Origin of the sequence: Pandoraea sp. XY-2 (assembly GCF_004193915.1) — a bacterium.
GTDB classification, from domain to species: Bacteria; Pseudomonadota; Gammaproteobacteria; order Burkholderiales; family Burkholderiaceae; genus Pandoraea; species Pandoraea cepalis.
In genome coordinates, this window is record NZ_CP030849.1 from 1,544,372 (window position 1) to 1,556,240 (window position 11,869).

An 11,869-nucleotide genomic window follows, 5' to 3' on the forward strand; every position below is an offset into this window, starting at 1 on the left:
TCTCCTAGGCGGCCTGGGTCGGCAGATTCGACGGTTCGGCCGCGCCGAAGTCTTCGGGGAAATGGTTCAGTGCAGACAGCACGGGGTAGGGCGTCATGCCGCCCATCGCGCACAGCGAGCCGGAGAGCATGGTGTCGCACAGGTCGCGCAGCAGCTTGATCTGCTTGGGACGGTCGCGTCCGTCGATGATCTTGTCCATCACTTCGACGCCGCGCGTCGAACCGATGCGGCACGGCGTGCACTTGCCGCACGACTCGATGGTGCAGAACTCCATCGCATAGCGCGCGAGCGTGGCGAGGTCGACGGTGTCGTCATGCGCCACGATGCCGCCGTGGCCGAGCACCGCCCAGAGTGCGGCGAACGCTTCGTAGTCGAGTGGGGTGTCCCATTGCGATTCGGGCAGATAGGAGCCGAGCGGGCCGCCGACCTGTACCGCGCGCAGCGGGCGACCGGTGATGGCGCCGCCGCCGAACTCGTACAGGATGTCGCGCAGCGTCACGCCGAAGGCCTTCTCGATCAGGCCGCCGTACTTGATGTTGCCCGCGAGCTGGATCGGCAGCGTGCCGCGCGAGCGACCCATGCCGAAGTCCTTGTAGAACGCCGCGCCGCGATCCATGATGATCGGTACCGACGCCAGCGAAATCACGTTGTTGATGACGGTGGGCAGGCCGAAGAGACCTTCGATGGCCGGTAGCGGCGGTTTGGCGCGCACCACGCCGCGCTTGCCTTCGAGACTTTCCAGCAATGCGGTTTCTTCGCCGCAGACGTAAGCCCCGGCCGCCTTGCGCACTTCGAGATGGAAGGTCTTGCCCGAGCCCAGGATGTCATCGCCCAGGTAGCCCGCCTTGCCGGCGTTGACAATGGCTTCGTTGAGCACATCGATGGAATGCGGATACTCGCTGCGCACGTAGATATAGCCGCGCGTGGCGCCCACGGCGATGCCGGCAATCGTCATGCCCTCGACAAGCACGAGCGGATCGCCTTCCATCAGCATGCGGTCGGCGAACGTGCCCGAATCGCCTTCGTCCGCATTGCAGACGATGTACTTTTGCGCGGCGGGCGTGTTGAGCACCGTCTTCCACTTGATGCCGGTCGGGAACGCCGCACCGCCGCGACCGCGCAGGCCCGATTCGGTGACTTGCGCGACGATGGCCGCGCCGTCCAACGCGAGCGCATTGCGCAGACCGCGATAGCCGTCATGTGCAACGTAGTCGTCGACCGATACGGGATCGGTGATGCCCACGCGCGCAAACGTCAACCGTTCCTGCTTCTTGAAATACGGAATCTCTTCGGTCAGTCCGAGGGCGAGCGGATGATCGCCACCGGCCGTGACATTGGCATCGAACAGGCTCGGGACGTCGTCGACATCGACCGGACCATAGGCGACGCGCCCCGCCGGGGTCGCGACTTCGAGCAACGGTTCAAGCCACAGCATGCCGCGCGTACCGTTGCGCACCAGTTCGATGTCGATACCGCGCTGGGCGGCTTGCGCCAGGATGGCGTCGGCGACGTCGTCGGCACCGAGCGCGAGCGCGGCGGAGTCACGCGGCAAATAAAGCCGTACCTTGCCGGAGGACGGTTGGGCGGAAGTGGAGGATTGGCTCATGCGGCATCCTTGGCGCGGGCGACCAGACGGTCGAATTTCTCGGGGGTGACGCGCGCGTGAAGCTTGTCGTCGATCGTGATCGCGGGTGACGTCGCGCATTGGCCCAGGCAATACACCGGTTCGAGCGCAACGTCGCCGTGATGACTGTGCATCGTGCAGCCCAGCACGCGTTCGGCATGCGCGACAAGCGCGTCGGCGCCCATGCTCTGACACGCCTCGGCGCGGCAGATCTGCACGACGTGGCGCGGCGGCGGGCTGGTGCGAAAGTGATGGTAGAACGTGATCACGCCGTGCACTTCGGCGCGAGACAGGTTGAGGGCGTTGGCGATGACGGGCACGGCGTCCGGGGGACGTAGCCGAAAGCGTCCTGAACGTCATGAAGGATCGGCAGAAGCGGACCTTCCTGAGCCGAATGAGCGTCCAGAATCGCGTGCACCGTGGCGATGGAAAAAGCCTCGCGCATGGCTGTTGTCTCCTGTTTGGCACCCTGCGGGGAACGGGGCGCCTGAGGGTGTGAGTTATCTGTTCTTGTCTTGCCCTGGGGCGAGAGGCCCAATGGTCACATCCGGCGACGCTGCTCGGGTCTAGCGATCAGCGCGGCGCCGGACGAGCGTGCGGCACATAGCCCCCACCATATGCCGCACGAGCTCGGCCTCTCGCCCGTGGCTTACTTCGTCAACCTGCGTCAACAAGTCGGTGCTGCGGTACATCCGTATGTGAAACACGATATATGATATACGGTATACGTGCAATAGATTCGGGGCGGGTTTGACAGGCTCGTTTACCCGAATTGGGGGCTGGTACTCGGCGCCAGAATCCCCCGCAATTGTCGAGACTGTAGGGGGGCGGCAGAAGGGATGCCGGCGTGACGCGGGACTTGGGCGGGAACGCGATAGGGCGGGGGCAAAAGAAAAAAGCCAGCGACATACCGATGTCACTGGCTTTTTTTGGGGCTCGCGTCCGTTGCCGGGCGCGGTGCAGCGGCACAAGCGCGTTATTCGAGGAAGTCGCAATGCTCTTCGACGAAGGCGGCCAGGCCGAGGGTGTGGTCGCGCGCGAGCTTCTCGGCGAGTTCCGTGTCGCGCTTCTCGAGGGCGGTAATGATCTTCAGGTGATCGACAATCGAGCGGGCGGCCCGGTCGTTCTGAGCGATCGTCACCTTGCGGATGGCGCGCACGTGAATGAACAGGTTCTTGATCGTATTGGCGATGGCTTGCGAGCCGCCAAGATTGATCAGCGCCTGATGGAAGTCGATGTTCGCGTCCGAATACTCTTCGATATGATCCGTCGGCGGCGCGTTGACGAACTCGTCGAACAGATGGCGCAGCCTGGCGATTTCCTCGTCGGTTGCGTGCAATGTCGCCAGACGCGCGGACATCCCCTCGAGCGCTGCCCACATCTGAATCATCTCGACGATTTCGCGCTTGGTCTTGCGGATGATGAAGATGCCCCGGCGCGGCACCGTCCGCAGAAAACCTTCCTGTTCCAGCAAGGTCATCGCTTCGCGAATCGGCGTGCGCGAAACGCCAAGCACCTGGATGAGCTGACGCTCGTCCAGGCGAATTTCTTCCTTCTGGTTATATATATCGGCATCGGCGATGGCTTTTTTCAGCAGCGCATACGCCTGATTGCGAAAACTCGTGGTGGTGTCGATCGGCTCCAGCGCGAGCGGAGTCACGCGCGCCGGAGTTGGGGTGATCAGGGACATGCAATAGTCTCCTAGGTATTACGGCCCCTTCAGAGGCGCAATGCTTGCTGCCCCACGATGGTTGCCGGCTTGGTAACGAGTTTACCCGATTCATTTGCCTGCGTGGTTTCCGCCAGGTAGGCGAAGCGGCCGTTCTTTTCGGCCTTTTCGAGCATCGAGGCCGGCAGGGCGACGAAGAGGTGAACCATCGCAACACCGGTGGCAAGGGCGGAAGCAAGGGCAAGCAAAGTCAGCGCAGCGACGAACATGGTGATACTCCTGATAAAAGTTGACGAATGAAATGTGGGGGAGAACTTGCTTTGCATTGTATGTCGCGCTGCAACAAGTCTCAAGATATACCACATACCAAATACCAATATTTATCGTTTTTCGGGACGTTCCCTGTGTCGTTGCGATGCTTGACTGCCCGGATTTGTCTTTTTTTCCGATTTTGTTCTGTGGGTCGAGGGTGGCGGTGAACCTCCTGGGTGGTCCGTCAGGCTTGCATTGGTGCGGATTTCGGGACGCCCGTGGCGCGCGTGGTTTCAGGGAGAACCCGAAGTGCTCTGAACGTGGTGCAAAGGCGAATTATTGCGTTGCCGCGAAACCACATCGGCAATGGCGTGGTTCGGTGCGACGGGGCGCGGGTTATCGGCGAAAAATCGACCGCGGCCGGCGATTCGGTGGCGGCCCACTCGAACGACGGCAGGGCGGGGCGATGAACCCATTCCTACCTTCGCTTGCGTGCGCCGCCTCTCTATATATAGAGGGGCTCATTCTCGCGGGACAGTCCTGTCAGTCCCGCGAGGAGTGTTTCATGGAAACAACGTTTGGCTCAGGCCGCTTTGGCCAGACGCGCTTGCGCGGCCGCGACCGCGTCGGGCTGCGTCATGAACTCGCGCTGCTTGATCAACGCCAGCACCACGTCGAGCGTCGGTGTCGGCACGTTGGCGAGGCGCCCCATCTCTTGCACCACCGAGACGAGCGGATCGATTTCCATCGCACGGCCACGTTCCAGATCCTGCAGCATCGACGTCTTGTGGGCACCGACCGCACCCGCACCGTTGATGCGACGCTCCACGTCGACGCGGAAATGCACGCCGAACTTGTCGCCGATCGCCTTGGCCTCGAGCATCATGGCGCGCGCAATGGCCCGCGTGCCCGGATCGCTCGCGATGATATCGAGCGTGCCGTGCGTGAGTGCCGAAATCGGGTTGAAGCAGAGGTTGCCCCAGAGCTTGAGCCAGATTTCGTCGCGGATATTCTCGCGAATCGGCGCGTCGAGTCCGCCGGCGGTCATCAACTGCGAGAGCTTCTCCACACGCTCGGTGCGCTCGCCGCTGGCTTCGCCCAGCGGGAACTTGTTCCCGTAGACGTGCTGGATCACGCCGGGGGCCACCACTTCAGTGGCCGGATAGACCACGCAGCCGATGGCGCGCTCGGGGCCGAGCTGACGCCACTGACGGCCGCCCGGGTCGATGCTCTCGAGCGTCGTGCCTTCAAGCGCGCCGCCGTGCTTATAGAAGTACCAGTAGGGGATGCCGTTCACGGCCGTGACGACCGCCGTATTCGGACCGATCAGGGGCTGCATCGCGTCCAGTACCGCGGGGACCGAATGCGCCTTCAACGCGATGATCACGTAATCCTGCGGACCGAGTTCACGCGGATCGTCCGTGCAACGCAGCTGAGCGACGCGTTCCTCGCCATCGATCAACAGCTTGAGTCCGTGCTCGCGCATGGCGGCCAGATGCGGGCCGCGGGCCACTAGACTGACATCGGCTCCGGCGTGTGCGAGTTGCACGCCGAGATAGCCACCGATGGCACCGGCGCCATAGATGCAAATCTTCATGAAGTCTCTCCCTCCAAAGGTGAATCGAAACCTGGGCCTGGTACTGGCCATTTATTTTTCTAATACCAAATGTTGTATATCGTATATCACAAGATCCGGAGCGCCAAGCCTTCTGGGGGCAATTCCCGTCATGGTTTCCCCGCAGACGCACCCAAAACCGGCGTCGGGATGTGTGAGCACATCGGGCATGAGAAGGGGGCCTGGAAAACGCGTTGCGCGTCCCTTAGGTGAATTATTACGGTGTATTACAAGAGATTCGCGAGAATGCCCGAAGTGGGTATATTGTGAGAAAAACTATCAAAAATATCGTCTTGTGTTGGTTTTAAAAATTGCCAAGGAGGCCGATATAAAAAGGCGGAATGCCTTATCAGGCAAGCCTTTCAGATCAGGTTAACTCCTTAGTATTTTCGCATTGCGTTGTTGCGTCGCTCGGGCCTACAGTGGCGTTACTGTATCTAGCCGCCACTTAGAACAGTGCCTCGTGTGCCGGAATGGTTTTCGCTGCAATGGACGAAAACGACTGCGGTACACGAAGCGGACGACGAGGATCGCAATAAATTAGTGTTGACTTATATCTGATATATCGTATATTTCGTTCGGTATATTTACGGGAAATGCAATGGCCCCCGTAAGCATCAGAGACAAGTCGACGAGGCGAAGACCTCGTAAAGCATACCCAGGGGCACAGACCCCATCCGGAAGGTGTTGTTGTTGTGAAGCTGCCAAACAACTGGAAACCGATGGAGGAGGTACAAGTGGAGACGAAAAATCAACACGGTAAGCAATCCGTGTTCGCGAGCCCTTGGGTTCAGCTCGTGTTCGGCGTGATTTGCATGGCGATGATCGCCAACTTGCAGTACGGGTGGACGCTGTTCGTCAACCCGATCGATGAGAAGTATCACTGGGGCCGTACGGCCATTCAGGTGGCGTTCACGATTTTTGTCGTGACCGAAACCTGGTTGGTGCCGATCGAAGGGTATCTGGTCGACAAATTCGGCCCGCGCCCGGTGGTGGTCGGGGGTGGTCTGTTGTGCGGTGTCGCCTGGGTGTTGAATGCCCATGCCTCGTCGCTGCCGATGCTGTATTTCGCGGCGGCCGTGGGCGGGGTGGGTGCCGGTGCGGTATATGGCACCTGCGTGGGTAATGCGTTGAAGTGGTTCCCGGATCGCCGCGGTCTGGCTGCGGGCTTGACCGCCGCGGGTTTCGGCGCCGGTTCGGCACTGACGGTGGTGCCGATTGCCAACATGATCAAGTCGAGCGGCTACGAAAACACCTTCCTGACCTTCGGTCTGGGCCAGGGGATCATCGTGCTGCTGCTGGGTCTGGCGCTCTGCAACCCGCCGGCATCGATCGAGGCACTCAAGAAGTTGGCCCCGGGTGCCATGCGCTACAACGCCAAGCCGACGGAAGTGATGCGCTCGCCAGTGTTCTGGATGATGTATCTGATGTTCGTGCTGATGGCCGCCGGCGGTTTGATGGCGACGGCACAGCTCGGTCCGATCGCCAAGGACTACGGTCTCGATCAGGCCCCGGTGTCGATCCTCGGTCTGACGCTGCCCGCACTCACCTTCGCACTGGCTATCGACCGTGTGCTCAATGGGGTGACGCGTCCGGTGTTCGGCTGGATCTCCGACAAGATCGGTCGCGAAAACACGATGTTCATCGCCTTCGCGATGGAAGCCGTCGGGATTTATGCCTTGGCCAAGTTCGGCCAGCATCCGGTGGCCTTCGTGATCCTGACGGGGCTGGTGTTCTTCGCCTGGGGAGAGATCTACAGCCTGTTCCCGGCGACCTGCGCCGACACGTATGGCTCGAAGTACGCCGCCACCAACGCGGGGATGCTCTACACCGCGAAGGGGACCGCCGCGTTGCTGGTGCCCTTCTCGAGCATCATCACCACGTCGACCGGCAGTTGGCAGGCCGTGTTCATGATCGCTTGCGCCATGAACGCCTTCGCCGCCTTCCTTGCCTTGTTCGTCCTCAAGCCGATGCGTGCCCGTCTGGCACAGCGTTACGCCAGTGACTACAAGGCGCAAGCCAGCGAGCCGGTCGTGCAGGCGGCGGATCTATCGCGCAGTACCACGTAACGTGAACTGACGATATGAAGACGTCGCCTGAGCGGCTGGATTGAAGAGATGTTTGACCGGCGTGCAATCCGTGCCCTTGCGGGGCCGGTTGCACGGCCGGGTGAGCAAGTAGCGCAGCAGTTTGGGAATACCCATTAATCGTCAGACAAGACGACGCAACACTGAAACCGGAAAAATTGGAGGAGAGAATTATGTCCATTGCGATGACCGTGCCAGTCGGCAAAGCGGAAAACGACACCGCGGGCAACACGCTCAATGACACCAGCCGACACGCGAACATCGTGTCCGAGGCAGCAACGACTGATGGCTTCCATCTGATCATTGACGCCCTGAAAGCGAACGACATCGACACCATCTTCGGTCTGGTGGGGATTCCCATCACCGATCTGGCGCGACTCGCGCAAGCCGAAGGCATGCGTTTCATCGGCTTCCGCCACGAACAGCATGCCGGGCATGCCGCAGCCATCGCCGGGTACATGACGCAAAAGCCCGGCATCTGCCTGACCGTGTCGGCCCCTGGCTTCCTGAATGGCCTGACCGCCCTCGCCAACGCGACCACCAACTGCTTCCCGATGATCCTGATCAGCGGTTCGAGCGAGCGTGAGATCGTCGACTTGCAGCAGGGCGACTACGAAGAGATGGACCAGCTCAATGCGGCCAAGCCGTATTGCAAGGCTGCCTACCGCGTGCTGCACGCCGAAGACATCGGCGTGGGCCTGGCCCGCGCCATTCGCGCCGCCGTGTCGGGCCGCCCGGGCGGCGTCTACCTGGATTTGCCCGCCAAGCTGCTGGCCCAGACCATCGACGCACAGAAGGCGAAGGACTCCCTGATTCGCGTGATCGACGCCGCACCGCGTCAGATCCCGGCACCGGATGCCGTCCAGCGCGCGCTCGACGTCATCAAGGGCGCCAAGCGTCCGCTGATCTTGCTCGGCAAGGGCGCTTCGTACGCACAAGCCGACGCCGACATTCGCGCCCTCATCGAGAAGACCGGCATTCCCTACCTGCCGATGTCGATGGCCAAGGGGCTGCTGCCCGACACGCATGAGCAATCGGCCGCGGCCGCACGTTCGTTCGTGCTGCAGGAAGCCGACGTTGTCGTGCTGATCGGCGCGCGCCTGAACTGGCTGCTCGCGCACGGCAAGGGCAAGACGTGGGGCGCCGCCCCGAAGAAGTTCGTGCAGATCGACATCTCGCCCACGGAAATCGACAGCAACGTGGCCATCGCGGCCCCGGTGATCGGTGACATCGGCTCGTGCGTGTCGGCACTGCTCGCCGGTGTGGACGCCAACTTCGGCAAGCCGTCGACCGAATGGACCGGCGCCATCGCCGAGCGCAGGAACAAGAACCTGGCGAAGATGGCGGCAACGCTGGCGCAGAATCCGTCGCCGATGAACTTCCACAGCGCGCTGGGTGCGATTCGCGACGTGCTCAAGCAGCATCCGGACATCAACCTCGTCAACGAAGGTGCGAACACGCTCGACTACGCGCGCGCCATCATCGACCAGTACCAGCCGCGCAAGCGCTTCGACTCGGGTACGTGGGGCGTGATGGGCATCGGCATGGGCTTCGCCATCGGCGCGGCCGTCACGAGCGGTCAGCCGGTCGTGGCCATCGAAGGCGACAGCGCATTCGGCTTCAGCGGCATGGAACTCGAAACCATCTGCCGTTACGAGCTGCCGGTCACCACCATCATCTTCAACAACAACGGTGTGTATCGCGGCACCGACGTCAATCCGACGGGCGGCAAGGACGTGGCACCGACGGTGTTCGTCAAGGGCGCGCGCTACGACAAGATGATCGAAGCGTTCGGCGGCATCGGCTACCACGTCACCACGCCGGAAGAACTGACGAAGGCGCTGCAGGAGTCCATCGCAGCAGGCAAGCCGGCGCTGATTAACGCCGTCATCGACGAAGCGGCGGGCACCGAAAGCGGCCGTCTGACGAACCTGAATCCGCAAAGCGCGGCGATGAAAAAGTAACTCGAGTCAATTAAGGAGACATGACATGAGCAAACCCCTCGAAGGTATCAAGATCATCGACTTCACGCACGTTCAAGCCGGCCCCGCCTGCACGCAGTTGCTGGCCTGGTTCGGTGCGGACGTCATCAAGGTGGAACGCCCGGGTTCGGGCGACGTCACGCGTAACCAACTGCGCGACATCCCCGACGCCGACGCCTTGTACTTCACGATGCTCAACAGCAACAAGCGCTCGCTGACGCTGGACACGAAGACGCAGGAAGGCAAGGAAGTTCTCGAAAAGCTGGTGCGTGAATCCGACGTGCTGGTGGAAAACTTCGGCCCGGGCGCGCTGGATCGCATGGGCTTCTCGTGGGAGCGTCTGAACGAACTCAACCCGAAGCTGATCATGGCCTCGGTGAAGGGCTTCTCGGACGGTCACCACTACGATGACCTGAAGGTGTACGAGAACGTGGCGCAGTGCGCAGGTGGCGCGGCATCGACGACGGGCTTCTGGGACGGCCCTCCGACGGTGTCGGCCGCGGCGCTGGGCGACAGCAACACCGGCATGCACCTCGCGATCGGCATTCTGACGGCCATCATCGGCCGTGGCCAGACGGGGCGTGGTCAGAAGGTCGCCGTCTCGATGCAGGATTCGGTCATCAACCTGTGCCGCGTGAAGCTGCGCGACCAGCAACGCCTGGACCGTATCGGCTACCTCGAAGAGTATCCGCAGTACCCGCATGGCGAGTTCAGCGACGTGGTGCCGCGTGGCGGCAACGCCGGCGGTGGCGGTCAGCCGGGCTGGGTGCTCAAGTGCAAGGGCTGGGAGACGGACCCGAACGCGTACATCTACTTCACGATTCAGGGCCACGCCTGGGAGCCGATCTGCCGCGCGCTGGGCAAGCCGGAGTGGATCGAAGATCCGAACTACGCCACGCCGCAAGCACGTCAACCGCACATCTTCGACATCTTCGCGACCATCGAAGCCTGGCTGGCCGACAAGACGAAGTACGAAGCGGTCGACATCCTGCGCAAGTTCGATATCCCGTGCGCACCGGTCCTGTCGATGAAGGAAATCGCGAACGACCCGTCGCTGCGCGCGTCGGGCACGATCGTGGAAGTGCCGCACAAGGAGCGTGGTACGTATCTGACCGTCGGCAGCCCGATCAAGTTCTCGGGTCTGAAGCCGGAAATCACCGGTTCGCCGCTGCTGGGTGAGCACACCGACGAGATCCTGGCCGAGCTGGGCTACAGCAAGGACCAGATCGCGAACCTGCATTCGTCGCGGTCGGTTTAAGTCCGCGAGGGGGGCGAGTCAGGCCGAGCCCGGCTCGCCGCCAATGCGCCGCCTGTGCCGACGCCGCCTTTGGGCGGTGACGGCGCGCGGGACGCAAGGCAGGAAATGTTCATGGGTGCGGCGCCGAGCGGAGCCAGCACCCATTTTTATTTTCGGGACCGTGTTGTCCTCTAATTGATGTACTTTATTGGCATGTTTGATATCCCTGCCAATCGCATTTCCCACAAAATTATTGGAGACATCATGAGCGCATCCGTCGACGTCAGTCAGTTGGTCCAGGTAGTGGGCGACGCCATCGTCGTGGCCGATCCGAACAACATCATCACGCTGTGGAACAGCGGCGCGCAAAAGATGTTCGGCTTCTCCGAGGCCGAGGCGCTCGGGCAGCCGCTGGACATCATCATTCCCGAGCGGCTGCGCGCGCGCCACAATGAAGGCTATGTGAAGACGATGGAGACCGGGCAGACGAAGTACGGCAGCGATCTGCTCAAAGTCCCCGCCGCGCACAAGGACGGCCGCGCCATGTCGATTGCGTTCACCGTGGCGTTGTTGCATGGCGAGGGCGGCGAAGTCACCGGCATCGTGGCCGTGATTCGCGACGAGACTGCGCGCTTCCAGGAAGATCGTCAGTTGCGCAAGCGCGTGGCGGAACTCGAGGCGAAGGTGGCCGCCACCGCAGGCTGATCATTCGATGTCGGTCGACGCAGCGCGGTGCGCCTGGGGTCGCCGCTAACGCCCGGCCGTCACCGCAAGAGACAGGAAGCACCGATTCGCAACGCGCCCGAAAGGGCGGCGTCGCGAATCGGTGCTTTTTGCATTTCGGCCGCCAGGCAAAGGCGATGCGGCGGGATGAAAATATTTTGTATTCAATATATTCACAGGATTTGCAAGGAATCCGCACCGCAGGCGACCGAATTTCATCGCTGTGACACATGCCTGTAAACCCGTAGCCCGGTCGGATCGCATGGACCATGTTGCGGTGCGGACTCCCTTGATACATGGGGATTCTGGCGATTTTTTGCCGATCGATGCGGCGAGACAGCAAATCTCATCGGCAACAAAAAGCCGTTGATAAAATATCGTGTATGAAATACTGTATATCACAACAATCGATCCACGATGGGGATGGCGCCCGCAGAGGCGACAACCATCGAGCGATCAGGCGAGCCTCGCGTGTCGTCGCGTCTCGCGCACCGATTACATAAACGCCGTCGCATCAGGAGGAGACAAACCATGATCATCGTCGCCAGCATCCGGCGCGAAGCCCGCCCAGCGCGTGGCACGCACATTCAGCAGGTCGCGGCATGTGCCGTGCGCCATGCGCAAGTTCAACTGTCGGCGTCGGGCGCGGCTGCCCGGGCCACTTGCTGAGCGGAGCCGAT

At 61.7% G+C, this 11,869-nt stretch carries 9 protein-coding genes and 1 pseudogene; 5 read left to right on the forward strand and 5 right to left on the reverse strand.

Features of this window, described 5'->3' with window-relative positions:
* Positions 1-4: 4 nt before the first annotated feature.
* The 5 genes and pseudogenes from DRB87_RS07045 to DRB87_RS07065 form a co-directional block, all read right to left on the reverse strand.
* Positions 5-1,606: an NADH-quinone oxidoreductase subunit NuoF gene (locus DRB87_RS07045; protein ID WP_130025384.1), complete on the reverse strand. Its 1,602-nt coding sequence runs from the start codon at positions 1,604-1,606 to the stop codon at positions 5-7.
* Positions 1,603-2,069: pseudogene (locus tag DRB87_RS07050) on the reverse strand (formate dehydrogenase subunit gamma). The gene DRB87_RS07045 and the pseudogene DRB87_RS07050 overlap by 4 nt, the downstream one beginning before the upstream one ends.
* 531 nt (positions 2,070-2,600) lie before the next feature.
* The gene (locus DRB87_RS07055; RefSeq protein WP_130025385.1) at positions 2,601-3,314 is read right to left on the reverse strand and encodes a GntR family transcriptional regulator; all 714 of its coding nucleotides are present in this window, start codon (positions 3,312-3,314) and stop codon (positions 2,601-2,603) included.
* 29 nt (positions 3,315-3,343) lie between these two features.
* Positions 3,344-3,562 carry a hypothetical protein gene (locus tag DRB87_RS07060; RefSeq protein ID WP_017231699.1) on the reverse strand — a complete coding sequence of 73 codons (219 nt, stop codon included), beginning with the start codon at positions 3,560-3,562 and terminating at the stop codon, positions 3,344-3,346.
* Between the two features lie 566 nt (positions 3,563-4,128).
* Entirely contained in the window at positions 4,129-5,142 is a 1,014-nt protein-coding gene (locus tag DRB87_RS07065; protein ID WP_130025386.1) for a 2-dehydropantoate 2-reductase, read from the reverse strand.
* A 740-nt stretch (positions 5,143-5,882) separates the two neighbouring features.
* On the opposite strand from DRB87_RS07065, the gene oxlT reads away from it, so the two are divergent.
* The 5 genes from oxlT to DRB87_RS22975 all read left to right on the forward strand — a co-directional run bounded on the left by oxlT (position 5,883) and on the right by DRB87_RS22975 (position 11,858).
* Complete coding sequence (gene oxlT / locus DRB87_RS07070; RefSeq protein ID WP_130027771.1) at positions 5,883-7,229, forward strand: oxalate/formate MFS antiporter; 1,347 nt, start codon at positions 5,883-5,885, stop codon at positions 7,227-7,229.
* Between the two features lie 191 nt (positions 7,230-7,420).
* On the forward strand, positions 7,421-9,211 hold the full coding sequence (gene oxc / locus DRB87_RS07075; RefSeq protein ID WP_240756216.1) for an oxalyl-CoA decarboxylase: 1,791 nt from the start codon (positions 7,421-7,423) through the stop codon (positions 9,209-9,211).
* Between the two features lie 25 nt (positions 9,212-9,236).
* A complete protein-coding gene (gene frc, locus DRB87_RS07080; protein WP_130025387.1) occupies positions 9,237-10,487 on the forward strand; it encodes a formyl-CoA transferase in 1,251 nt (416 codons plus the stop codon).
* A gap of 243 nt (positions 10,488-10,730) precedes the next feature.
* A complete protein-coding gene (locus tag DRB87_RS07085) occupies positions 10,731-11,171 on the forward strand; it encodes a PAS domain S-box protein (protein WP_017231694.1) in 441 nt (146 codons plus the stop codon).
* A 549-nt stretch (positions 11,172-11,720) separates the two neighbouring features.
* On the forward strand, positions 11,721-11,858 hold the full coding sequence (locus DRB87_RS22975; protein WP_165385250.1) for a hypothetical protein: 138 nt from the start codon (positions 11,721-11,723) through the stop codon (positions 11,856-11,858).
* Positions 11,859-11,869: the final 11 nt, after the last annotated feature.